The organism is Neobacillus sp. 19 (assembly GCF_049463095.1).
Classification (GTDB): Bacteria; Bacillota; Bacilli; order Bacillales; family Cytobacillaceae; genus Neobacillus.
The window spans coordinates 127,581-152,842 of the sequence record NZ_JBMPZU010000050.1 but is presented as its reverse complement, the minus strand read 5'-3'; the positions used below and the strand labels follow the sequence as shown (position 1 = coordinate 152,842).

Here is a 25,262-nt window from a genome sequence, read left to right as displayed (position 1 = left end):
GTTATGTTTTTGTAACCTACTAAACTTCAGTTATGCGAAGGCGGTATTTAACCCCAAACCCAACAACCTAGATAGGCGTTTTCGCATTTATCGTGAAACGCTTTCGCATTTTCGTGCGCCGCTTCAATCTTTTTAAGGAAACAATCGATAAGTGCTTAACGCTTGTGCAAATACATGACTATGAATTCTTTTTTCATCACCGGTCCGTCTTCGGTCCAAGGGATTTGCAAGGGTTTGTGCCATTGTTGCTAGAGTGTTTGCGAGAGAATATTCAGAAACCGTTTGCCGGGAAACTCTTAGAAGATCTAGGGGTTACAACGTTTGACGCCCATCCAGGGTACTCGATACGAGTGCAAACCCTTGGTCAATTCCGCCTTTGGCTTGGGGAGAGGGACGTAGGGGATAAGGATTGGCAGAGGGAAAAAGCGAAAGAATTGTTCCAACTGCTGATTACCGTGAGTGAACCGATAGCTAAGGATGAAATCATGCAAATCCTATGGCCCTATCAGGACAAGAAGAATGCTGACCGTGATTTCAAGGTGGCCTTAAACAGCCTTCAGCATGTATTAGAACCCATGCGCAAAGCAAGAGCGGCCCCCTTTTTTATCATCCGTGACGGGATGTTTTACGGATTAAATCCCAATGCAGTGATAGAGGTGGATACCTCTCATTTTCAGTCGCTGATTCAGCAGGGCTTACATGAAAGCGGGGACGAAAAGGTGATGTATTTCCTTGAGCGAGGATTGACGCTGTATCAAGGAGACTATCTCCCTGACCGCCGTTACGATGATTGGTGCATAAGCAAAAGAGAGAGCCTGCTTGTATATTTTCTGCGCGGTGCTGAAAAAATGGCACAGCTAATGGTACGCCGCGAAAACTACGAAGAGGCAATTCATTGGTGCGAAAAAATTCTCGAACGCGACCGCACATGGGAAGAGGCCTACCGCTTGTTGATGTATTGCTACTATCGAAAAAACAATCGCCCGCAAGCGATGAAATGGTATCAAAAATGTACGGAAGTATTAGAGAAAGAACTGGGGGTAACCCCGCTCGAACCGACAAAACATATGTACGAGATGATTATTGAATCGGAGAACATTGTTAATCCAATCCAGCAGCCTTAATGCAGGGCTGTTTTTTTATATATAATTTTCTAGTTATTTGATAAAATTACTTTCTTGTATAACTAGGACCTATTTACTAGAATGAAACTATTAAATACTTATAATTTTCCCAACATGATGTGCTGATTTTACTGGTTATTTACCGTGGCATTACAAAATTCGTTTAGTATTTCTAAAGTTTATTCTAAACTTTTCCCAATCTAAATAGGATAAAAATTATATAAATTAAGTCTATTCTATTATATTGTTTAATTATTCCGATATTTTATTTTATACTTGACTGATTGAAAGGATGTGAAATGAAAAAAATAAAATTTGATGGAGTCCTTATTACAAAAAGGCAGGGGGAAGCTAAATGAAATATCGTAAACAGAGAAAATACCTAATTGTTTTTATGGTTTTCTTGCTTTTTTTTCTATCATACCTACACCATATGGACTAGCAGAATCAAATAGCTCATCGCAAAAAAAATTAGAATCATCAGAAGAAAATCCACAAAATATATCTAATATTTCAATTGAAGACATTAGGAGTTCATCAAAAAATTTAAATAAACCAGTGGAAGAAATAGCATTACGAAAAGAAAATGAAAAAGTAATCAATAATCAAGACGGAACATTCACAAAAAGAATATTTGATCAGCCGGTTCATTTTAAAAAGGGGGATAAATGGGAAGAAATATCGTCAGATTTAATTGAAAAGAATGGGAACGAATATAAACCCAAAAATACTGAATTGGATGTCTCTTTTCAAAAGAATATGAAGGATGGACAATATGCCCAGTTTCAGCAAGACAATCACATTTTTTCTGTTAAGTTAATTCAAGCTGATGGTGAACAAGGAGTTATAAAAGTACAACCAATAGTTTCAACGGTTAGCGGAAATAAAATTTGGTATAAGCAAATTTTTCCAAATATAGATTTACGAAATATTATTTTTAATGATTCGGTAAAGGAAGATATTGTTTTACATCAATATACGGGCCATAATCAATTTCAATTTGAAATTAGTACAGAATTAAAACCTCATACTAAGGAAAATGGTTCCATAACCTTTGTAGATGAGCAAGACAAAGAAATATATATTTTGCCAAAACCATTTATGTCAGATTCGAATATTAATCCTGAATCGGGAGAAGCAGCCACTTCGGAAAATGTGAGTTATGATTTAAAAGAGGAGGAAGATGGAAAATATCTGCTAACTTTAATAGCTGATTCGGAATGGCTTAAAAGTCCAGAACGTAAATTTCCAATTTATATCGACCCGACAGTTACAAATGAGCATTACAATAATTTTGTTTATGCTTATGTGTCTAATGCATATCCAAATAATAATTATTCCAATTCAAAACTTTGGGATGCAACCTATGAAGCTTATGTATTGAAGGTAGGATATTACGACAGTACAACTGGTGATAATTACGCCTATTTAAAGAATAGTTTAGTTAATTTACAGGGTGCTGTTATTAAAAAAGCGACCCTATGGTTATACACAATTTGGAGTTATAGCACTACACCAACAAATGTTTGGGTATCCACTTCTAAAACAGATTGGAATCCTTCCACAATCACATGGAATTATAGCCCCTCCGTGGCTAATTTGGGGACTGCGACGGCTGTAAGGAACAGCTGGTTTTCCTATGATGTGACAACGACAGTACAAAATTGGGCAAATAATCCAAGCGGGAATTTTGGATTTTCATTACACACTAGTGGAAATGGGGCGACATATTGGAAGAAATTCATAGCTTATGATAATAAAAATAGATTACCTGAGATAGAAATAACATATACATTTCTGGATAAGCCGGCAAAACCTACCGTTATTCCTTACCCATTAGCAACCAACAGTTCGACAGGTTACTTTGACCTTTCATGGTCAAAAGTTGAGGGTGCTGACTACTATTTGATAGGAATATGGAATGGCAAAAAATATGATTATATTAATGTAGGTAATGTAAACTCATGGTCAACAAAGGGGAAAAAGATTTGGCCCACTGTTGCTCAAATTGAACAGGGAAGATATTGGCTTCATACCGAGAGTTCTCCAAGTGGGACGGACCTTCCAAATGATCCGAATAGCACTTATGTTGCATCACAGGGAGATTGGCAAAGTAGCCATCAATATTGGTTCGTTGTATCTGCATGTAGTAGCATATCAGGATATTGCTCTCCAAATTCAGATTGGTCAGAGCGTTACTTACCTGATACGACTGCGCCTAATCAACCAGGCCAAATCGGAGTGAAAATAACTGACGGAGCCAATAATAGCGGTAGTACCGCAAAAGCAGACCTTTCCTGGAATAGTGTATCGGATCTTCCTACTACGATAGGTACTGGAATCGATTATTATGAAATACAAAAATATACGGAAGGTTCATGGAAGCCCGTAGCAAATGTTCCCCATTTAGGAGCAGCAGGTTATTCCTATTCTGTAACTAATTTGCCCGATAGTTCTTCAAATATCATGTTTCGAATTAAAGCATTTGATAAGAGTAAAAATTACTCAGGATTTTCGACGTCAAGTGAATACGTTACAAAAGACAGAACAAAGCCCAAAACTCCTACAGACTTAAAAATTAACCCTGAAAAATGGACAAACTCTCAAGAGTTTACTTTATCTTGGGAAGGAATTACAGATAATAAACAAATAAACACCATTCAATATAGTATAGACGACGGTGAGTGGATACCACTGGGGACAAATGTTAGTACAGGTTCCAAAACTATTAAAAATGAGGCCCTATCTGATGGAATACATGAAATTAAGGTTCGAGGAATTGATGCTGAAGGGAACTATGGTGATTCCAAATCAGTTAGTCTTAAAAAAGACACTTTAGCTCCTACAATCGTCTTCAATTATCCGGACAATGCTCAAACAATAGGTGGAATTGTTGATATAAATGCGAAGATAAACGTAGACAAAGCACCTGTGTCCTATTGGAAACTTGAGGTTGGAGAAGGAGAATCACCTAGTACCTTTGAAATAAAAAATTCTGGTACTGAACTTGCTTCCGATAATATTCTCTATTCTTGGGATACCACCAAATTAAATGAGCAAACGACCTACACTATAAAAATTGAAGTTCAAGATGAGGCAGGTAATATTAATAGGGTTACTAGAAAAGTAATAAAGAGCAAAAATACAGAAACAATTAATCCCGCAATTAATATTTTGGCTCCAACGAATCAAGAAACAATTACTAAACCTTTATATCCAGTTGAATATCTAATTGATAATGTCAGCCCTAACACAGGTGATTATGAAGCAAACCTTTTTGTCAACTCTAAACTTGTGAATAGTACAGGTAAGGACAAAATAGGTTTAACCCTAGATGCTACACAATATGCTGAAGGCAGTTCAAACAAATTTTATATTAGAGGAAAGGATAGTCTTGGAAATTATAAGTTTAGCACGACTTCCTATCAAACAAAAGGTGTGGTTGATACCTTTGAATATTTAGAAAATATTGAAAAACTTCAAGGTATATCCCATGCAGCACATTCTTTACAATTGAATTCAACTAGCAATGGCTACAGTTTGGAAGGCTCGTTTGAGTCCAAAGTTCAACCATTTGCGGGTGACATTCAGACCATTTATCTTAAACCCGTAGAGCAAAAGCCCGCTGGTACAGATATCAGTTATTTTGCCTCGGCAGATGGAGGGCAGACATGGCAAAGCATTAAGCCTTTTCAAACGGAAGCTTTTCAGCAAGTTGGTAATAGCTTAAAGGTAAAAGCTATCTTAACCACTACATCTGGAAACATTACACCCATTTTGAATTCATGGGATTCAGACATTGTATATGTTAATACTGACGATACCTTTAAAGTAAAATTAATAGACGAACCAAAAAAGTTAACAGCGACACCAAATGTCAATTATATGACACTACTACGTTGGAAGGCTTCTGAAACTTCAGGTGTAACCTATAACATGTATCGCAGTACAACTGAATCATTCACTCCTTCGGAAGATACTTTACTTGCTGAGGGAATTCAGACTTCATATTGGAATGACTACAATTTAAATTATGGACAAAAGTTTTATTATAAAGTAGTGGCGATAAAAGACTTCAACGGAAAGAAACGGCTTAGTTTATCTTCCAACGTGGCATGGTCAAAAGTTGTGGATAAAGACGAGCTTGAGAAACGAATGGGTTTACAGGATTATTGGGGGTACAGCACGCTTAGAACTGGTGGTGGAGACGGCTACATTAACATGAGTAGTGGAAACCTGGTCTATCAATCGACAGATTTCGTTGCGGCTGGTCCAAAATTGGGGATGGTGATGAAACGAAGCTATAACAGTCAATCAACAACAAAGACTCCTTTAGGGTATGGCTGGGATTTCTCGTTTAATACCACTTTGTTGAAAGAATATAATGAGGCCGGTCAAGAAGTGGGTCTTATCTTAAAAGACGGGGATGGCAGCTTACATCGATTTGGCAAAAATAAAACCGGGACATATGATTCTCCAAAAGGTGTTCATATGATCTTAACGAGAAAAGCTGATGGCACCTATGAAATCTTAAGGAAGGATCAAATAAAATACGTTTTTGATATTAATTTGAAACTGACAAATTTCACAGAGCCAAATGGTAATCAATTAACGTTGACTTATGATCCTGACCGTGGAAATTTAAGCAGTGTAAAAAATAATGTTGGGGATGAAATTCGTTTCACCTATTTTTCTGATGAAAATCTTAATGATCATTTAAAGTATGTAATTGACCAAGCAGGCCGTGTATATAATTTTAGATACAATGATAAAGGGCACCTAGAACAAGTGCATCAAATAATAGAAAATAATGCCGAGTATGCTGAGACCTACCAATATGATCCTTCCGACAAACTAAGATTCATCAATGATCCCAAATCGCATAAAACAACATTAGATTACGAGAATGGTAAGCTCTTTAAGGTGACAGATCCTGTTGAGGAATATTATTATTTCAAATATGACCCCAATCAAACAACTGTTACATCAGATAAAGGGAAAACAATCTCCTTTACATTTAACCAAGATGGTAATATCACTTCTAAGACGAATACTCTTGGGCATCAGGTTCATTTTGAGTACAACGACAAGATGTTGGTTGAGCATATGTATTATGACAATGAAATAGACGGAACTATAAAGACACTTCATTATCATTATACCTATGATGCTCGTGGTAATATCCTGACATCTAAGGATCCTTTAGGCAATATTACCGAATTTAAAAATTATAATGATATGAATCAAGTAAAAGATATCATTAAGCCAATTAGTAATGGCGTTTTAGCTACATATCATTATGATTATGATGATTATGGAAACCTTCGTACCTCAAATGGACCCAGAAGGCAGAACGGTATCGTATACGCACGATTCATTTGGTAACCAAAAAACAATTACTAATGAATTTAATCAAATAACATCATTCGATTATGATCAAAAAGGACGACTCAAAAAGAAAACGGAGCCTTTAGGAAAAATAACTGAAATTCTTGAATATGACAAGCAAGGAAATCCAACAAAGGTAAAAGATGCGAGAGGATATATCACATCAACAGAATATGATCTTTTAGGACGCCTCTTTAAAACGACATACCCTGATGGTTATACAGAAACCAGAAAGTATGATTTTAACCATAATATGGTTGAATATAAGAATAGGAGAGGTTTTGAAACAAGTTATAAATATGATAATGTAGATAGACTACTAGAAACTATTCATCCAAATAAAGATATCGAAAAAATCTCTTATCAATATGATCCTGAAAATAATGAGAAGATTGTCTATACTGATGCAGAAGGTCGGCAGGCAATTGAATATTATGATGCAGTAGGGCGGCTGAAACAAGTTGAAAAAAATAAAACCATTACATCATATAAATACGACTCAGTAGGTAATATGATAGAGGTAATTGACGGTGAAGGTCGCCAGGTGCAATCTAAATATGATGAACTAAATCGTCAAACGAAAATGATTATCGATCCAAACGGAAAGAATATTGTTTCTCAGAATATTTATGATCTTGATGGTAACATACTTACAAGCATAAATGGGGAAGGATTCTCTACTATTAATCAATATGACAAACTCGGACGGTTGGAAACTGTTACGCAAAATGTGGAAGGGAAAAATGTTGTCACATCGTATCTATACGACCAAGTTGAAGGAGATTATGTAAAAAATATTGTTACGGATGCAGAAGGAAGAGCTAAGGTTACCTATCTTGATGCTCTTGGACGTGTGGCGAAAGAAGTAGCCGAAGGAACACCATCCAATAGAGTAAAGTTCACTGAATCGTTTGAATATGATCTGAATGGTAATATGAAGGTCATGACAAGGAATGACGGAACGAAGGAAGTTCATGATTATAATCCGATAAACTTATTGGAGAAAGTCACTTTCAGTCCTGATCATGAGACAACGTTTGAGTATGACGAAAATGGGAATCGCAAGAAAATGACGGATAAAAAAGGAACGCAGACAATTGTCACATCCTATGCCTTGGACAGTAAGGACCGTATGACTTCTTATGTTCAAGATGGCCATTCCGTTAGTTATCAATATGATGGCAGCGACAATGTGAAGAGAATCTATTATCGTTCCGAAGAAGGGGATTTAGAAAAAGATATTGATTATGTCTATGATTCGTATAATCGGTTACATTCCATTAAAGTTGAAGGAAAAACGGCTCAGGAGTATGTATATACCAATTCGGGCCAAGTCGATTATATAAAAAATTACCGGCAATTTGATACCGGCGGCTTAGGCTATGTGAAAATTGATTATGGCTACAATACTGCCGGATTGACGGAATCCATTCAATACCTCGATAATGGGGATAAGAAATTAGAAGAATACACGATGCAATATGACCGCCGCGGATTCATTACGAATGAAGATTTATATACTAACTATGATACGGCGAAGACAATTAAGAAAAGTTATCAATATGATGAAGCAGGACGTCTGAAGACCAGCAACCAAGATGATAAAACGACTGCTTACACGTATGATGGAGTAGGCAATCGTCTCACGATGACCGAGGGTGCGGACAAATTCGTCTATACTTACAACCCGTTAAATCAATTGAAAACAAAGACCAAAAATGGGCTGCCAGATTCATCCTATGAGTTCGATGATCGTGGAAATCAAACAAAAGAAATAACCAAGAGGAAAATAGACGGTGTCCTAAAAGATGTGACCTCTTCGTTTACGTATGATTTGGCAAATCGTTTGGAAAAGGTTGATCAGACCATTTCTGGTGAGAAGCCGGTTGTGGAACAGAATTTCTATAATGGCGACGGTCAGCGGATCCGACGAGATGTCAATGGACTAATTTCCAAGTATTTTTATGACGGAGAAAATGTCCTCTACACGACCGACATCAACAATAATAAAGCAACGGAGAATGTGTTAAGTCCGAGCGGTACAATTGTAGCTTCGAAGCGGTTCGATGGCGCCTTTGACAATATGTATTTCTTCTATCACTATGATAAAAGGGGCAGTGTCACCAGTATCCTTGATCCCGATGCCAAGCGAGTTATAGGGTATGGTTATGATGAATTTGGCGAAACAGAGGAAGTTGGCAGCAAATCGTTCCTTAATGAGGTGAAATTCACCGGTGCGGTTCATGATACAGCAACCGGCTTGTATTACATGAATGCCAGACATTATAATCCGGATACAGGGCGGTTTATTTCCCAAGATACCTATAAAGGAACAGCAAGCGACCCATGGTCCCAGCATCTATATGCGTATACCTCTAATAACCCGGTAAACTTTATTGATCCAACTGGGCATCTGCCTATTTATGAAGATGAGAATGGATATGTTCGGAAGGCAAGTCCTTATGATATTCCAAAATCCAGTTGGCCGGGTAACAGAGATGTTCCTTATACTAAGAGTAGTTCTAAAAATACTCAAATCTTTTGAACACCCAGAATATGATACTGGCGGAGCTTTAAGTGTTCCGTGGCATGAAGATCCTATCTTTAACACGGTTCTAATGTTCTCTGGAATAGGCGAGTTACTTGCTGTAAGGGCAGAATTATTAAGTGCTCAAGGTATTCTTAACCAGTCAATTAGTTTTGCTGGGAAGAATGCTGCTAAGGGTACGGGTAATTTTGTTAAAGTTAATAATAAAACTATAATAAATACTGCAACTTCCCCTAAAAAGGGTGGAGAGACTGTTGTGGGTCATGCTTTACAAAAACATGCAGGAAGAAATCCAGACATTTGGGGGAAAGTTAAAGGCGGCCCTAACCAAATAAATCAAACAGCATTGAAACATCTTGAAGAAATAATAGGTGGACCTGGAGGATTTATAAAAATTAAAAATCCTAGGGGAATTTGAGTTTTTGGAGAAAAAACTACCAGATGGGCGTGGGGTTCGATTAAACCTTGATGGAACTTTTAAAGGGTTCATTGACCAGCAATAAAGGTGGGGTGTAAGTGGAAAATTTAGAGATTATATTTACTGATTTTAATAAGAGAGAAATTGATAAATTAATTTACGACGAACTTAAATTATCTACATTAAAACAAAAATCATCACATTTTTATGATAATATTTCAGAAAAAGATTTAGATTTTTCCCAAGTGAAAAACATTGAAGAGATATTATCACCGAAAGGCACAGGAAATATACTGTTAGAAGAATTGCAGTTAGGTATTTTATTGAAAAATGTAGTAATAGTTTTCTCGTTTGATGAACAATATGGTGATATTGTATTTAACTTTCCTGAAAAAGAAATATTAAAGGATGGGAGGAACGATAATAAGTTAAGGTTGAAAAAGTTAGTACATTTTCTAGTTAATTTGAAAAAAAATTATGATATTCCAAAGATTATAATTGGTTACGAACCTGCAACTGATGAGGATACTATGTTAATAGAAATTAATAATAATGTAACTAATTATGACAAAGAAATTGAAAAAATAATTTCTTAATTTATGAAGGGATGTCCAAAAAGTCAGGTAACTGACCAGAAGAAGGAGTACTAGTAAGAATTGAAAATATGAAATACAAATTTTTTAACAATGTATTTTTTGAAGGCTCCAAGTATCGCTCAGCCAAAGGAGCTATTGGTGTAGAGAGCACCATTTATTTCAAAGAAGGAAAATGGCAAATTAAAGAGTCTAAAGAGACTTGGATTAGTTAATCCTGTTGTATCTTTTATTCAAAAGAAAGAGGATAAAAAACTTACTCTTATTCCAGAAATGGGCGCTATCCTTGAACAAGGTTAAGCGCTCATTTTTCACATTAGGGCCTATTTATAGATTAACAAATAGGAATTCCCCAACAAGTAGCGAATTAATACCATTGTCTCACATTTTTAAATGGAGGATTTATTAATGAAACTATTTCATTTTAGTGAAGATCCAAATATAACTTACTTTGAACCACATGTTCCCAAATCCAATTCCAAGTATCAGCCATTTGTCAGGGCAATTGATGAAGAGCACGCGCCACATTATTTATTTCCCTCATGAATGCCCACGTGTGGCTTTCTAGTCATCTCTGGAAACTACATGTGATGACTTTAACCGTTTCTTTAGCCAAACTCCTGTCAATCGAATTATCGCAATAGAAACATCTTGGCCTAAACGCATTCGTGAGACAAAACTTTATGCTTACAAGTTACAATTTGAAACTTTTGAGTGCCACGATGCAAATGCTGGTTATTATGTTTCACGAAAAGCAGTACCCCCCCTTTTTGTTGAACCCGTAGGAGATTTATTAGATAGACTTGTGGAGACAAACATAGAATTACGTATTACACCATCCCTTTGGAAGCTTCATAATGAAATCATAAGTTCATCAGTAAGCTTTTCTATCAATCGAATGAGGAATGCATCCTCTGATATTAATTGATATTTAGATCCTTATAGATGGGAGAGTAAACGAAATGAAGATAATCAAAAAAATTCACTGGGATTTTTGGGTATATAGGAGGGGGAGGATTTTGTGAGGAAAACCAAAACTCTTCCTTGGACTAAAGAATGGGAAAAATTGTACAGTCAAGAAGAGAAAAAATTAAAGGAAGTTTTTAAAGATCAATTGCTTGATATTTTTCATATGGGGAGTACATCTATACCAACAATAGGTTATGCAAAGCCAATAATCGATATTTTGATTGTTGTTAAAGATATAGAAATTGTTGATGTATTCAATAGGAAAATGCGCGAATTGGGGTATGAAGCGAAAGGGGAAAATGGGATTACAGGAAGAAGGTACTTTCCGAAAGGAAATGAAAATAGAACCCACCACATACATATCTTTCAAGTAGGTAATGAGAATATTAAAACGCACTTGGATTTTAAAGAATACTTAATTGAACATCCAGATAATGCTCAAAAGTATGGAGAGTTAAAATTAAAATTATTAAAGCAATTCCCCGATAATCATTATAAGTATCAAGCAGCAAAACAAGCTTATGTCAATGAATTAGTGAAAGAAGTTAAAAAATGGGCCTTAAAAAAATAATTTTTGAAGTATTGTGTGACATTGTTTTAAGAACGCTGAAATTACAATAATGATCTTCTGTAATCTGGCGCAATTCCGTCAACGAAACGGAATATAAGAAAGCCCTATAACTGTAAGTCGATTGGCTGTAAGGGCAGAATTATTAAGTGCCTAAGGTATTCTTAACCAGTCAATTAGTTTTGCAGGGAAGAATGCTTTAAAAAATAAGGGATTTTCTGAGGCTAGTAAGAATGTTGGGGATAGTGCAATCCAGAATTAATATTGCAAACGGGCCAACAAGATTTAGTCCATCAAATAATGCAGGATTAAATCATGTAATTGAAAGACATTTCAATCCAGGAAAAAATTCAGGTTAGTTTACAGTAAGTGTTGATGAATTTAAGGTTATATTAGGTAGATCAAATATTATAAAATCACCCGTTTCTGTATTAGAAACTTCCGGACAATATTCACGTATTGTTAATACTGGAAGTGAGATAGGAACAATTAAGCCAAGTTTGGGAGGTAGTTCCAGATCTTGGATGCAGATTATAACCGATAAAGCAGGAAATCTAATTACTGCATACCCGATACCCAAACCATAAATTGAAAAGACAAATAAAGAATAGGTGAGTAAATATGTTTAAATCAGACAACCCGGATATACTGTTATGGAATGAATGTTTAAATATATTCAGTAAAGTTAATAATAGTTCACTTGAAGATTTTCTAGATAAACTTATTTCAATTGTAAAAAAGTTTGATAAGGAATTTAGAAAAATTGCTGATAAAAACTTATTAACATTTATTAAGGATATTGACTCATCCATGTTTGTAGTAGGCAGTTCTGGAGATGATTTTGAATGTATTGTAAAAAAATATCTTCGGAGAAATAATGTAAATAAGAAGGAAGTATGGCAAATTGTCTCTATTCTTATTTGGGAATTAACAACTATGACTACAAAAGAAGTTTGTCCTCAATGTAAAAGTGACCACTTAAGAATATCAACAAACACCGATAGGAAAAAAATTTATAAATCATGTGAAACCTGTTTTTGGATAGAAGCGAACGGAAAGGGTACTCAGAGGCATAAAGGGCTTATTCCGGCTGATAGAGAACTCCTTTGTAGTGAAGGATTATTGGGGAATCAAGAGGAATACTAAAGTTTAATACCCACATTAATAGGCTAATGTTAAAAAGCATTAGCTTTTTTCTGTTAAGTCTCTTTATTCGTTTAGAAAGCTAGAACTGCAGAAAGCTGGTGAGAAGCCGGTTGTGGAACAGAATTTCTATAATGGCGACGGTCAGCGGATCCGACGAGATGTCAATGGACTAATTTCCAAGTATTTTTATGACGGAGAAAATGTCCTCTACACGACCGACATCAACAATAATAAAGCAACGGAGAATGTGTTAAGTCCGAGCGGTACAATTGTAGCTTCGAAGCGGTTCGATGGCGCCTTTGACAATATGTATTTCTTCTATCACTATGATAAAAGGGGCAGTGTCACCAGTATCCTTGATCTCGACGCTAAGCGAGTTAAAGGGTATGGTTATGATGAATTTGGCGAAACAGAGGAAGTTGGCAGCAAATCGTTCCTTAATGAGGTGAAATTCACCGGTGCGGTTCATGATACAGCGACAGGCTTGTATTACATGAATGCCAGACACTATAATCCGGACACAGGCCGGTTTATTTCCCAAGACACCTATAAAGGAACAGCAAGCGACCCATGGTCCCAGCATATACAACCAATAACCCGGTAAATGTTTTTTTCATCCATCTCATATCGAATGATAAAATTTTGAGCATTTTACTAGAAAACATGGTAATGTCGTCCCGGCAGTGAAGATGTGAAATGTTTCCCATTATGGTATAATAATGGTGAGATAAGTTGAAAGGAATGATATGATGGCCATTCCGAACGAAAAAAGGAAATATTCATATGCTGATTATCTAACATGGAGCGAGGGCAAAAGGCATGAGTTAATTGATGGGGAAATCTTCGATATGTCGCCTGCCCCTTCACGCGGACATCAACGGGTGCTAAGAGAGTTATCTACGGCCTTTTCTATTTTCTTGCGCGATAAGAAATGTGAAGTGTTTTTTGCGCCGTTCGATGTACGACTATTAACGGAAAACAAACATGACAATGAAATAAATAATGTTGTTCAACCCGATTTGTCGATTGTATGTGATCAAGAAAAGCTTGATGACAGGGGTTGTAATGGTGCACCGGACATGATTATCGAAGTCCTTTCACCCTCATCTGTAAAGTTAGATCGCTGGAAGAAATTTCACCTTTACGAAAAAGCCGGGGTAAAAGAGTACTGGCTTGTTGATCCGGTTAACGAATCCGTAGAAATACATCTTTTAATCGGTGATTACTATAAATTTCAAGGAGTCTTTACAAAAGATGATTCCATTTCTGTTCATGTATTAACTGGATTAGAATTAGACCTAAATCAAATATTTTTATAGAAAGAGCAGCCTTATTTATTTTCTAGGGCTGTTTTTTGTTGTCCAGCTCTAGTCCATATGCCGCTGACCAATGCGCTTCCGATTTTCTTATTTGTAACTCCCCTGTAACTGTATTTTCTTATCCTTACATCAAGGCTTTGCCAGTTTTACAGTAAACATTTTAAGGGGGAAAACGTGTGAAGGGGTACCGTGGAAGATGGGCATTGATAGGATTACTAATGTTTATGATGATACTAGCCAGTGCGTGCAGCGCTGACAAGTCTTCATCAGAGCCGAAGGACGATGGCGGAAAGAAAACGGAAAAGAAAGAACCGATTAAAATTGGGGTGCTTGCTTCTAAAACAGGTGCACTCGAATCGTACGGAAAGCAAACATTACGAGGCTTTGAGCTTGGACTTGATTATGCAACCGAAGGAAAAATGGAGGTTGCCGGCAGAAAAATTGAATTCATCGTCGAAGATACCGAAACAAAGCCGGAAGTGGCTGTGCAAAAAGCGACGAAACTATTAGAAGAAGATAAGGTTGATTTTCTAGTCGGATCGTCCAGCTCAGCAGATACACTGGCTGTTTTACCTCTGGCAGAGGAATATCAAAAAATCATGGTCGTTGAACCTGCTGCCGCTGATAGTATTACAGGTTCGGAGTTTAATAAGTATATGTTCCATTCAGCCCGTAACTCCTCCCAAGATGCGGTTGCCGGTGCGGCGGCCATTGCCAAAAAGGGCGTAAAAATCGCAACACTTGCGCCGGATTATTCCTTTGGCCGTGATGGTGTAGCTGCCTTTAAAGAAGCAGCGAAAAAATTGGGTGCTGAGATTGTCAAGGAAGAATATGCGGATCCTGCTGCAACAGACTTTACATCGAATATTCAAAAAATCATCGATGCGAAGCCTGATTACCTGTTTGTCGTTTGGGCCGGGGCAAACTCTCCGTGGAAGCAAATTGCTGACATGAAGGTTCAAGAAAAAGGAATCAAAATCTCAACAGGTGCTCCGGATATTGCGGCATTATCGACAATGGAGCCGCTGATCGGGATGGAAGGCTTCACCGTTTATTATCATGACCTGCCGAAAAATAAAATTAATGACTGGCTGGTTGAGGAGCATAAAAAACGTTTTAACGGAGATGTTCCCGATTTGTTTACACCAGGCGGGATGAGTGCTGCGATTTCGATTGTAGAAGCATTGAAGAAAACAGATGGTGATGCGGAGGCTGATCAATTAATCAAAACGATGGAAGGCATGAGCTTTGAAACCCCGAAAGGAAAAATGACGTATCGTCCGGAGGATCATCAAGCCCTGCAGACATTGTATGCGATTAAGCTGGAGAAGAAAGACGGTGTCCCATATCCAGTTCCAGTGTTGATCAGGGAACTGACTCCTGAAGAAACTGCACCTCCAATTCGGAATAAATAAAAAAAAGTAAAGTTGTTGGGGGTTTGACCATATTTATACACGGTCACCCTCTTCCTTATTTCTAATTTAAGGAGGGAAGAAATTGTCTTCACTTATTGAAACAAAAGATTTATCGATTATTTTTGGCGGTCATACGGCCGTAGATGCAGTCAGTATTTCTGTACCCGAGAAACATTTTAAATCGATTATCGGACCAAACGGTGCCGGAAAAACAACCTTCTTTAATCTCCTAAGCGGCCAATTAATGCCAACGCAAGGAACAATCTACTATCGTGGTAAAGATATTACAAAACTTTCGCCGACCTACCGTACAAGAGAAGGGATCGGCCGTTCCTTTCAAATTACCAATGTATTTCCTAACTTAACTGTAATGGAAAATGTAAGATTGGCGGTTCAGTCACAAGCGGGAATTCGCTACCAGATACTGTTTCATTATAAGAAATACCGTGTATTTGAAGAGAAGGCATTAGAGTGGCTCATGCTTGTCCTATTAGATGATAAGAAGGATTCTCTGGCAAGCAATCTCGCCCATGGCGAGAAACGGAAACTTGAAATTGCGATGCTGCTCGCGCTTGAGACTGAAGTGCTTTTATTAGATGAACCAACAGCAGGCATGTCGTTAGAAGAAGTTCCGGCTATTTTAGAAGTAATTAAAAGAATTAAAGAAAAAGGGGACCGGACGATTATCCTCATCGAGCACAAGATGGATATGATCCTCGATTTATCGGATTCGGTGATGGTTCTGTTTAATGGAAGGCTGTTGGCCGATGGGACCCCGGAAGAGATTATGAAAAATGAAACCGTACAGTCTGCCTATTTGGGAGGACGATTTGATGAATGACCTGTTGAAGCTTGATCATGTAGAAACCCATATTGGTCAATACCATATACTCCAAGGTATATCTTTTGAGGTGAAAAGAGGCGAGGTAACTGTCCTGCTTGGTAGAAACGGTGCTGGAAAAACAACGACTTTGCGAACGATCATGGGGCTGAATCCGGCCACAAAAGGGAGCGTTACGTTTAAAGGAGAATCGATTCAGTCCCTGCCAACCTACACCATTGCTAAAAAAGGCATCGGCTATGTTCCTGAGGATCAGGGGATTTTTGCCGGATTAACGGTGGAGGAAAATATAAAGGTCGCGATGCAAACAGAAACCGAAGACACGGAAAAACGGCTGGATTGGATATTACATCTGTTCCCCGATTTAAAAAAATTTTGGAAAAAACCGGGCGGTCTGTTGAGTGGCGGACAAAAACAGATGCTTTCCATCGCAAGGGCTTATGTAAACGAAAACGAACTGCTGTTAATCGATGAGCCGAGTAAAGGCTTGGCACCGATTGTCGTCGAGAAGGTGATGGAATCAATTTTACAAATGAAAGATCAAACCACCATTGTGTTAGTGGAACAAAATTTCATGATGGCGAGCACAATTGGTGACTGTTTTTACATCATTGACGATGGTCGAACCGTGAGTCACGGCTCAATGAAACAATTAAAAGAAGATGAGGAAATGAAACGGAAATATTTAGGGATTGCGTAGGGAAGGAGGACCTTTTAGTGGATCTAATCATCAATTTAACGTTAAATGGCCTGGCAACAGGGATGCTGATCTTTTTATTAGCCGCCGGCTTGACACTGATTTTCGGATTGATGGATGTGCTGAATTTTGCCCATGGGGGGCTGTTTGCATGGGGAGCGTACAGCGGTCTTTGGATATATGCTCAGACGAATAGCTTTATCATCGGGATCATTGGCGCCATCTTAACGGGATTTGTGCTCGGGATCATTACGGAAAGGTGGATCATTAAACCTGTTTATGGCAACCATGTGCAGCAGATATTAATCACACTCGGTCTGATGCTGGTTTTATCCGAAATGCTGAAAGTCATTTGGGGACCGAATCAGCTTACGGCCTCGCCTCCGGATTATTTGAAGGGCAGCTGGGAGCTTGGCGGCATCATTATCATCAAGTACCGTATCTTTATCATTTTAGTTGGGTTCCTCATTTTCGCAGGAGTGCAATTTATTCTTAAAAAAACAAAAATCGGCCTCGTTGTCCGGGCAGGTGTCATGAATAAAGAAATGGTGCAGGCACTGGGTATCAATATTCAGAAGGTTTTTATGTTTGTCTTTATGATTGGTGCAGGGATGGCAGCGTTGGGCGGCGTACTGCTCGGTCCGTATTCAGGTGTCATTCATGCGGGGATGGGAATGGAATTCGCAATTCTCGCCTTTATTGTCGTGGTTATCGGGGGAATGGGAAATTTCAAAGGTTCAGTGATGGCCGCTATATTGGTAGGGCTTTCCGGATCCTTTATGGCCTACTATGTCCCAGACCTGTCACTGGCTGTGAATATGCTTCTCATGGCGATTGTATTAATTATTCGGCCGCAAGGTCTATTTGGAGCGAAGGGGTGAGAACATGCGATTCATTCAAAATAATAGAATGACAGCTGTCATTTTAGTTGTGGCCGCCTTTCTGCTCCTTTTGCCGTTTGTCTATGAATCCAGAAATCTATTGATTTTATTAACACAGGTATTTGTGTTTTCCATTTTTGCTATGAGTTATGATCTGTTGCTGGGGTTTACTGGAATCGTTTCCTTTGGACATGCAATGTTTTTTGGAATTGGCGCTTATTCGATTGGGATTTTTATGAAGCGATTTGAACCTACGCTCGGTTTTTTCTTTTTGGCCGTACTGATGACAATTGCCCTCACTGCCATTGTCAGCTTTCTTGTCGGATTGCTGACGCTTCGTTTAAAAAGCCATTTTTATGCGATGTTAACCTTATCGTTGGCAGGACTTTTTCTTGTCTTAGCAGAAAAGTGGCGGTCGATGACCTATGGAAATGACGGTTTCACTTTTCGAGTACCGGAACAGTTTATTGACCGGACTAATTTTTACCTGCTCTGCCTGATTCTGATGGTGGCAGTATTTTTAATTCTGAAGCGGTTTACCAATTCCCCTCTTGGCAGAGTCCTTCAAGCCGTCCGGGAAAATGAGCAGCGAACGGAATCATTAGGCTATCATGTGCTGCATTACAAAATTGCCGCAAGTGTGATGTCCGGTGTATTAGCAGGGATTGCGGGAATCTTGTATGCCATTTCACTTCGATTTGTGAACACGAGTGTGTTCGCAATGGATATCACGTTAGATGCTTTATTAATGACGATCATTGGCGGCGTAGGTACATTAGTCGGAGCAATCATTGGCGCAGGTTTAATCGAATTTGCCCATCATTGGTTGACGGAACTTGCAAAGGAGCATGTGATTTTCGAACGCTGGATCATCTTCTTCGGTATTATTTATATTTTGGTCGTGATGTTTTTCCCAAAAGGAATTGTCGGGACGTTACGTACATTTTCGTGGAAACGGAAAAAGCAGCATGCAGTGAAAAAAGAAGAGAAAGTGGCGGGATAGAAGGTGGTATACATGGATCATCATCAAATTGCGTCTTTCGTCGTTCGGTTTCAATTGGCAGCGGTAGAGAAGGAAACAGGAAGAAAACAATGGCGTATAAAGGTAACCCATGTCCAGGAGGAGCGGGAAACCTTATTTGAGTCGATTGCAGAAGCAATGGAATATATGCAGGAAATGGCAGAAGAAGCATAGGTGGGCAGGTGATGGGTATGCAAATTGGAATGTTGAGCACAGGAATTTATCTTCCGGAGGAATGTCTAACCGGAAAAGAGATTGCAGAACGGGCAGGTATCCCCGTTCGTGTTGTCGAAGAGAAAATGGGAATCAAGAAAAAGCATGTCCCTGGCTCAAATGACCATACATGTGAAATGGGAATTATCGCTGCTAAAAAAGCGATTGCCAAGGCCAGAATTGATCCCATGGAGATTGACCTTGTGATTTATATTGGCGAGGAACACAAGGAATATCCGCTTTGGACGGCAGGGATTAAGCTGCAGGAAGAAATAGGGGCATTGAATGCTTGGGCCTTTGACCTGGCATTAAGATGCGGGACGACGGTGATGGCGTTAAAAGTGGCGAAAAGTATGATGATTGCCGATCCTTCGATCCGAACGGTCCTGCTTGCAGGAGGATATCGTAACGTTGATTTCATTGATTATGAAAATCCAAGAACCCGTTTCATGTTTAATCTTGCTGCCGGCGGCGGCGCGATTCTTTTACGAAAAGGGCATAACGAAAACCTTTTATTAGAAACAGAACTTATCACTGATGGGTCTTTTTCTGAAGATGTAGTGGTGGTTGCCGGCGGTACGAAGAACCCGATAACCAAAGAGGCGATTGACCAGCGTCTAAATAAGCTGGATGTCCTTGACCCCGAGGGAATGAAACAGCGTTTAGAACAAAAGTCGATGGATAACTTTTTAAAGGTTATTCGTAAATCATTACGTAAAAGTGGCTATAGTGTGGCGGATCTTTCCTACTTGGCGATTCTGCACATGAAAAAATCAGCCCATGAATATGTATTAAAGGAATTAGGCTTGTCAGATGAGCAATCTATTTACCTCGAAGATTATGGACATATTGGACAAATCGATCAGATTTTGTCCTTAGAGCTTGCCATGAAGGAAGGAAAAATCAAGGATGGAGATGTTGTCGTATTAGTCAGCGCCGGTATTGGTTATGCATGGGGAGCAACCGCAATTAAATGGGGGAAGGGTGATGGGAATGGTTAATGTTGTGATGAAGGAAGTGCTTTTGCCGAATGGTGAAACAATTGTATACAGGGAGAGAGAGGGCGGCTCGATAAAGGTACTTTTAATCCATGGAAATATGACATCTTCGAAGCATTGGGATCTCGTACTTGAAAATATGGATGAGAAATATAAGCTTTATGCGATGGATTTACGGGGATTTGGCGGTTCGAGCTATAACAATCTAATTATGTCGATTAAAGATTTCTCTGATGATGTGAAGTTGTTTGTTGATGAAATTGGTTTGAAGGATTTTGCTTTGGCAGGCTGGTCAACGGGCGGTGCGGTTGCAATGCAATTTGCTGCAGATTACCCGGGATATTGCAATAAGCTGATTTTACTGGCATCGGAATCGACTCGCGGATACCCCTTCGATGGAAAAATAAATGAAAACGATGTGCCGCGGCGCTTTGCCTTGCATGAAGAAATTAAGCAGGATTTGATTCGAACGATCCCTGTGCAAACCGCCTACGATACGAATGACACGGCACTATTAAAATTGATCTGGAATGCGGTGATTTATACCCATCATCAACCCGCACCGGACCTTTATGATGAATATGTTCAAGATATGAGGACGCAAAGGAATTTGGCAGAGGTGCATCATGCCAATAATACGTTTAATATTAGCCGTCATCATAACGGGCTCGTTGAAGGCAACGGAAAAGTCGAATTAATTGATGTCCCTGTTCTTGTGCTGCAAGGGGACCGGGATATGGTAATTTTAAAAGAGATGACGAAAGAACTGGTTGAGGACCTAGGAGAAAAAGCGACTTATATCGAATTAAAAGATTGCGGGCATTCACCATTAGTAGATGATCTGCCGCAATTATTGAAAGCGATGACACAATTTTTGGAGGCGTAAGTGGATGAGGTTACAGGACAAAGTAGCGATTATAACCGGTGCAGCGGGCGGAATCGGATTAACGGCTGCTGAAGTATTTGCCCGAGAAGGCGCGAAGGTGGCAATGGCCGATTTTAATGTGGAACAAGGGGAAGAACGTGCGCGGGAACTGCAGCAGAATGGCTATGAAGTTTCCTTTTTTCAAGTGAATGTTGCTGACCGTCAAAGTGTCGACGAAATGGTTGAGAAGGTACTTGGTGTATATGGGAAAATTGATATTTTGATTAATAATGCCGGTATCACAAGGGATGCGATGCTGTCAAAGCTATCGGTAAAGGATTTTCAACAGGTGCTTGATGTCAACTTGACGGGTGTGTTTCACTGCACACAGGCAGTTTTGCCGACGATGATTGCCAATGGACGCGGAAGAATTATTAATACATCTTCTGTCTCTGGGGTTTATGGAAATGTTGGGCAAACAAATTATGCGGCCACTAAAGCCGGTGTTGTCGGGATGACAAAAACATGGGCGAAGGAACTGGGACGTAAAGGGATTAATGTGAACGCCGTCGCCCCTGGATTCATCGAAACAGGGATGACGGCAAAGGTACCGGAAAAAGTGATGGCGCAAATGATGCAGATGGTGCCGCTAGCACGATTAGGAAAACCGGAAGATATAGCAAATGCTTATTTGTTCCTTGCTTCGGATGAATCGAACTACGTGAATGGAACTGTACTTCATGTGGATGGCGGAATTATGATGTAATTTGTTAAGCGACCTTTTTGGGGTCGTTTTTTTTGCTTATTCATATATCTTTTTAGTGAACTTTGTAGAAAGCTCATAAAAGCAATCCTTTGTAACTTCCCCGTAACTAAATATGAGTAAGATAGTTCCATCTAGTAGCGAAGGAGCGATTGGTCGGTGAGCTGGGAACTGGATTGGCTGGAAAATCGGGCACGATTATCGCCGGATAAGGATGCCATTGTAGATGAAAAAACAAATACGGCTTGGACGTTTGAAAAATTAAATAGACGGGCAAAATCTACCGCTAACTGGCTTCGTGCCCGCGGCGTGAAAAAAGGCGATCGGATTGCCCTGCTTTCGCCAAATGATATTTGCTATTTTGATTTGCTATTTGCCTGCGGAAAAATAGGGGCGATTTTCGTCCCGCTTAATTGGCGCTTATCACCGCAAGAAATAAAAGAAATATTAGATGATTGCACACCTATATTAATAGGAATTCACCAGAAGTTCGAGGGCATGTGTCCACATTTAAATACCGTAAGTACTTTCCTTACAGGGGATGCCAGTTACGAAGAATTAGTCACTTTTTCAATGAGGAATTTACCTGAAGAGAAAATCTTAGAAACTGACCCTCTGGCAATCATCTATACCGGTGGGACGACCGGAATACCAAAGGGCGTTGTGTTAAGCCATCAATCGATTCTTTGGAATGCGATGAATACAATTATTAGCTGGAATTTAACAGAGGATGATGTAACGATAAACTATTTGCCGATGTTTCATACCGGTGGGCTAAATGCCTTGTGCGTCCCAATCCTGATGATTGGCGGCACAGTTGTCATAGGCGGGTCATTTGTAGGTGAAAAAGCGGTAGGGACCCTTAATCAGTATCGCTGCACAACAATTCTTCTCGTTCCAACGATGTATCATATGCTAATTCAAACAACGGAATTTCAAGATAACGAATTCCCTTTTATGAAAATCTTTTTATCAGGGGCAGCACCATGCCCGTTGTCTATCTACGAGGCCTTTCAAAAAAAGGGGTTAGCTTTTAAAGAGGGGTATGGTCTCACCGAGGCAGGGCCAAATAACTTTTTTATAAGCCCCGAAGATGCACGAGTAAATCCCGGTTCTGTCGGCAAGCCAATGCTGTTTAATTCGATCAAACTAGTAAAAGCGGATGGTTCAGAGACAAAACCAAACGAAGTAGGAGAGCTAGTAATCAAAGGGAAACACGGCTTTTCGTTTTATTGGAACCGCTACCGGGAAACAAGGAAGACGGTAAAGGATGGCTGGATTCAAACCGGAGACTTAGCGAAAAGAGATGAACAGGGTTTTTATTACATTGTCGGCAGGAAAAAAGATATTATTATTAGCGGCGGAGAGAATATCTATCCTCTTGAAATAGAGCAGTTGCTTGCTGCACATCCTGCGATTGATGAAGTGGCAGTCCTTGGTTTGCCTGATGAAAAATGGGGTGAGGTTGTTGTGGCATTCATTACATTGAAGCAAACGTACACCTTACAAGAGGAAGAGTTAAAACTATACTGCGAATCCAAACTAGGGCGTTATAAGATACCCAAACAATTCATGCATGTCGAGGAACTGCCAAAAACCCATGTTGGGAAAATAGATAAAAAGAAATTAAAAGAAATGAGTATTCAAAAGTAAAAGGGGGAACCGTGATGTTCTCCCTTTTCGGTTTTTTACGGCAAAATTCAAAGCGGTGCCTGAACTGAGACATCTAAACCAAATCCCCGGCACGCTCAATAAACAATTTTGATACAATTGATTGTGTCTTATTAATGTTATAAACAAGATAGAAATATCGTTCATCGTCAAAGCCATTAATCTCATACATTTTTAATAGATTATTTTTAGAATATTCTCTTGCAGATACTTCAGAAATAATGGAGATGCCAACATCCTGAATCACAAATTGCAATAAACTCTGTCCATCCTCTATATATGAAATGATCTTTAATTGATCCTTGGCAATATGATTTTTTTTCAAAAAACTTTCTAGAAGTGCATTCGTACCGGAATCTGAATTTCGCATGACAAAAGGGTAATGTAAAATATCGTGGATATGGACAGGTTCCGTTATTTCCATTTGATTTGGGGTAACAAGCACCAGTTTTTCTTTTAACAAAGGGATATAGCGAAGTTTATCATCTTCAAATTTCTGACCCAATATACCGATATCAACGGAACCATTCAACACCTTTTCGGCAACATTTTTTGAAGAAGACTGGTTAATATGAAACATAACCTCTGGATAGTGTTCCCTAAATCGTTTGACCATTTTGGGAATCATAAACTGGCTCGGAACAGAACTTGCCGCAATTCGAATCATTCCCTTTAGCTCCGCCATCCCCTGCTTTAAATCGAGCAATGCCTGATCTTTTAAAAGTAAAAGCTTCAGTGCCCAGCCGTATAATCGTTCACCATGCGGGGTAAGAATGCTTTCCCTGCCTACGCGATCAAAGAGCTTGACCCCAAGCATTTTCTCCAATCCTTGAATATGGGAACTAACTGTTGATTGACTTAAAAAGATATCCTCAGCTGCCTTAGAAAAGCTCTTATGCTCAACGACCTTTGTAAAAACATATAATTGATGCAAATCCATCGGAATCTTCCCTTTGTATATTCATATAATCGATTAGTAGTGATTGGCAAAATAGATAACTTGAATTTCTATTAGCTTACCACTTTTCTATAATGAAGGAGACGTATCTATTTGAAATGTTTGTGACTTTGTACCGAAGGGAGAGGAATGTATGTCCTATGAACCAGATTTACTATATGATGCAGGCCCGACCGGCTGCGGAGAATTGATTATGAATCTATTTCTAACAATGAAAAAGATGGAAAGCGGTCAAATCATTAAAGTGATTTCCTATGACCCTGGTGCAAGAGAGGACCTGCCGGCATGGTGCAGAATGCAAACGCATACCCTTATTGAACGCAGAGACGTTGGCAAGACAAGCCACTATTTTATTGAAAAAGGTTAATTACAGCCTTTTACATATAAAGAAAACTCGCCGATTGGCGAGCCGTTAGGCGAAGACAGAGGCGTAGTTGCACTTATGCCTGATAGGAAAGTTAAACTTTCTTATCGGCAAAATGAATAAAACGGAGGAATGAAAAATGGCTGGTAAATTTTTAGTAAGTTTAACAAATGCAAAGAATGATCCTGATAAGGCAACAGTTGGATTCGTGGTTGCCAATGCGGCAGTGGCATCTGGACAGGAAACAGTGGTATTTCTGAATGTTGAAGGAGCTTACCTTGCATCAAAGGGATACGCGGAAGAGATTCATGAAGAAGGTTTTGCACCGTTAAAGCAATTAATGGATCAGTTTGTGGAAGCGGGCGGAACTCTTTGGGTGTGCAGTCCATGTTTTAAAAAGCGCGGCTTGGAAGAAGAACAATTAATTGAAGGTGCAACCATTGTGGGTGGAGCGAAATTAGTTGAGTTCCTCAGCCAAGGTGCAGCTTCCATTACGTATTAG

Annotated in this window: 26 protein-coding genes; 24 read left to right on the top strand and 2 right to left on the bottom strand. The window is 39.0% G+C overall.

The genetic code is table 11. The annotated features are described in order from the left end of the window. The first annotated feature begins 92 nt into the window (after positions 1-92). A complete protein-coding gene (locus ACO1D1_RS15940) occupies positions 93-1,124 on the top strand; it encodes a bacterial transcriptional activator domain-containing protein (RefSeq protein ID WP_423336447.1) in 1,032 nt (343 codons plus the stop codon). A gap of 392 nt (positions 1,125-1,516) precedes the next feature. Here ACO1D1_RS15940 and ACO1D1_RS15935 read toward each other — a convergent pair whose 3' ends face one another. Further along, the gene (locus tag ACO1D1_RS15935) at positions 1,517-1,651 is read right to left on the bottom strand and encodes a hypothetical protein (RefSeq protein ID WP_423336446.1); all 135 of its coding nucleotides are present in this window, start codon (positions 1,649-1,651) and stop codon (positions 1,517-1,519) included. 31 nt (positions 1,652-1,682) lie between these two features. On the opposite strand from ACO1D1_RS15935, the gene ACO1D1_RS15930 reads away from it, so the two are divergent. The 21 genes from ACO1D1_RS15930 to ACO1D1_RS15830 all read left to right on the top strand — a co-directional run bounded on the left by ACO1D1_RS15930 (position 1,683) and on the right by ACO1D1_RS15830 (position 23,420). After that, positions 1,683-6,509 carry a DNRLRE domain-containing protein gene (locus ACO1D1_RS15930; RefSeq protein WP_423336445.1) on the top strand — a complete coding sequence of 1,609 codons (4,827 nt, stop codon included), beginning with the start codon at positions 1,683-1,685 and terminating at the stop codon, positions 6,507-6,509. Next, entirely contained in the window at positions 6,430-9,057 is a 2,628-nt protein-coding gene (locus ACO1D1_RS15925) for an RHS repeat-associated core domain-containing protein (RefSeq protein WP_423336444.1), read from the top strand. Before ACO1D1_RS15930 ends, ACO1D1_RS15925 begins: the two co-directional genes overlap by 80 nt. Continuing rightward, the gene (locus ACO1D1_RS15920) at positions 9,011-9,478 is read left to right on the top strand and encodes a hypothetical protein (protein ID WP_423336443.1); all 468 of its coding nucleotides are present in this window, start codon (positions 9,011-9,013) and stop codon (positions 9,476-9,478) included. Before ACO1D1_RS15925 ends, ACO1D1_RS15920 begins: the two co-directional genes overlap by 47 nt. 98 nt (positions 9,479-9,576) lie before the next feature. Further along, positions 9,577-10,074, top strand: a complete 498-nt coding sequence (locus ACO1D1_RS15915; RefSeq protein WP_149871375.1) for a hypothetical protein — start codon at positions 9,577-9,579, stop codon at positions 10,072-10,074. Positions 10,075-10,142: 68 nt separating this feature from the next. After that, positions 10,143-10,286: a hypothetical protein gene (locus ACO1D1_RS15910; RefSeq protein WP_423336442.1), complete on the top strand. Its 144-nt coding sequence runs from the start codon at positions 10,143-10,145 to the stop codon at positions 10,284-10,286. A 193-nt stretch (positions 10,287-10,479) separates the two neighbouring features. Next, the gene (locus tag ACO1D1_RS15905; protein WP_190284690.1) at positions 10,480-10,617 is read left to right on the top strand and encodes a DUF6886 family protein; all 138 of its coding nucleotides are present in this window, start codon (positions 10,480-10,482) and stop codon (positions 10,615-10,617) included. Positions 10,618-10,645: 28 nt separating this feature from the next. Next, positions 10,646-10,999 (top strand): DUF6886 family protein, encoded by a 354-nt coding sequence (locus ACO1D1_RS15900; protein WP_411675504.1) that lies wholly within the window; start codon positions 10,646-10,648, stop codon positions 10,997-10,999. Between the two features lie 93 nt (positions 11,000-11,092). Then, positions 11,093-11,611: a GrpB family protein gene (locus ACO1D1_RS15895; RefSeq protein WP_149871374.1), complete on the top strand. Its 519-nt coding sequence runs from the start codon at positions 11,093-11,095 to the stop codon at positions 11,609-11,611. 618 nt (positions 11,612-12,229) lie between these two features. Next, positions 12,230-12,754 (top strand): hypothetical protein, encoded by a 525-nt coding sequence (locus ACO1D1_RS15890; protein WP_149871373.1) that lies wholly within the window; start codon positions 12,230-12,232, stop codon positions 12,752-12,754. 112 nt (positions 12,755-12,866) lie between these two features. Further along, a complete protein-coding gene (locus tag ACO1D1_RS15885; protein ID WP_149871372.1) occupies positions 12,867-13,358 on the top strand; it encodes an RHS repeat protein in 492 nt (163 codons plus the stop codon). A gap of 142 nt (positions 13,359-13,500) precedes the next feature. Continuing rightward, entirely contained in the window at positions 13,501-14,073 is a 573-nt protein-coding gene (locus tag ACO1D1_RS15880) for a Uma2 family endonuclease (RefSeq protein WP_423336441.1), read from the top strand. A gap of 218 nt (positions 14,074-14,291) precedes the next feature. Continuing rightward, positions 14,292-15,488, top strand: coding sequence for a substrate-binding domain-containing protein (locus tag ACO1D1_RS15875; protein WP_149872778.1), 1,197 nt, complete (start codon positions 14,292-14,294; stop codon positions 15,486-15,488). 82 nt (positions 15,489-15,570) lie between these two features. Next, complete coding sequence (locus tag ACO1D1_RS15870) at positions 15,571-16,329, top strand: ABC transporter ATP-binding protein (RefSeq protein ID WP_149871370.1); 759 nt, start codon at positions 15,571-15,573, stop codon at positions 16,327-16,329. Further along, the gene (locus ACO1D1_RS15865) at positions 16,322-17,029 is read left to right on the top strand and encodes an ABC transporter ATP-binding protein (RefSeq protein ID WP_149871369.1); all 708 of its coding nucleotides are present in this window, start codon (positions 16,322-16,324) and stop codon (positions 17,027-17,029) included. The genes ACO1D1_RS15870 and ACO1D1_RS15865 overlap by 8 nt, the downstream gene beginning before the upstream one ends. 17 nt (positions 17,030-17,046) lie before the next feature. Next, the gene (locus ACO1D1_RS15860; RefSeq protein WP_149871368.1) at positions 17,047-17,907 is read left to right on the top strand and encodes a branched-chain amino acid ABC transporter permease; all 861 of its coding nucleotides are present in this window, start codon (positions 17,047-17,049) and stop codon (positions 17,905-17,907) included. A gap of 4 nt (positions 17,908-17,911) precedes the next feature. Further along, a complete protein-coding gene (locus ACO1D1_RS15855; protein WP_149871367.1) occupies positions 17,912-18,910 on the top strand; it encodes a branched-chain amino acid ABC transporter permease in 999 nt (332 codons plus the stop codon). Positions 18,911-18,922: 12 nt separating this feature from the next. Continuing rightward, positions 18,923-19,102 (top strand): hypothetical protein, encoded by a 180-nt coding sequence (locus ACO1D1_RS15850; protein ID WP_149871366.1) that lies wholly within the window; start codon positions 18,923-18,925, stop codon positions 19,100-19,102. A gap of 17 nt (positions 19,103-19,119) precedes the next feature. Beyond that, positions 19,120-20,142 (top strand): 3-oxoacyl-ACP synthase, encoded by a 1,023-nt coding sequence (locus ACO1D1_RS15845; RefSeq protein WP_423336454.1) that lies wholly within the window; start codon positions 19,120-19,122, stop codon positions 20,140-20,142. After that, complete coding sequence (locus ACO1D1_RS15840; RefSeq protein WP_423336440.1) at positions 20,129-21,025, top strand: alpha/beta fold hydrolase; 897 nt, start codon at positions 20,129-20,131, stop codon at positions 21,023-21,025. The genes ACO1D1_RS15845 and ACO1D1_RS15840 overlap by 14 nt, the downstream gene beginning before the upstream one ends. Before the next feature lie 4 nt (positions 21,026-21,029). Continuing rightward, positions 21,030-21,770 carry a 3-oxoacyl-ACP reductase FabG gene (gene fabG, locus ACO1D1_RS15835; protein WP_423336439.1) on the top strand — a complete coding sequence of 247 codons (741 nt, stop codon included), beginning with the start codon at positions 21,030-21,032 and terminating at the stop codon, positions 21,768-21,770. 156 nt (positions 21,771-21,926) lie between these two features. Beyond that, on the top strand, positions 21,927-23,420 hold the full coding sequence (locus tag ACO1D1_RS15830; RefSeq protein ID WP_423336438.1) for an acyl-CoA synthetase: 1,494 nt from the start codon (positions 21,927-21,929) through the stop codon (positions 23,418-23,420). A 73-nt stretch (positions 23,421-23,493) separates the two neighbouring features. On the opposite strand, the gene ACO1D1_RS15825 is transcribed toward ACO1D1_RS15830, so the two are convergent. Further along, positions 23,494-24,378 carry a selenium metabolism-associated LysR family transcriptional regulator gene (locus ACO1D1_RS15825; RefSeq protein WP_423336437.1) on the bottom strand — a complete coding sequence of 295 codons (885 nt, stop codon included), beginning with the start codon at positions 24,376-24,378 and terminating at the stop codon, positions 23,494-23,496. Between the two features lie 151 nt (positions 24,379-24,529). Here ACO1D1_RS15825 and ACO1D1_RS15820 point away from each other — a divergent pair, with 151 nt between their 5' ends. Then, a complete protein-coding gene (locus ACO1D1_RS15820) occupies positions 24,530-24,763 on the top strand; it encodes a sulfurtransferase TusA family protein (protein ID WP_423336436.1) in 234 nt (77 codons plus the stop codon). A gap of 136 nt (positions 24,764-24,899) precedes the next feature. Continuing rightward, positions 24,900-25,262: a DsrE family protein gene (locus ACO1D1_RS15815; protein ID WP_423336435.1), complete on the top strand. Its 363-nt coding sequence runs from the start codon at positions 24,900-24,902 to the stop codon at positions 25,260-25,262.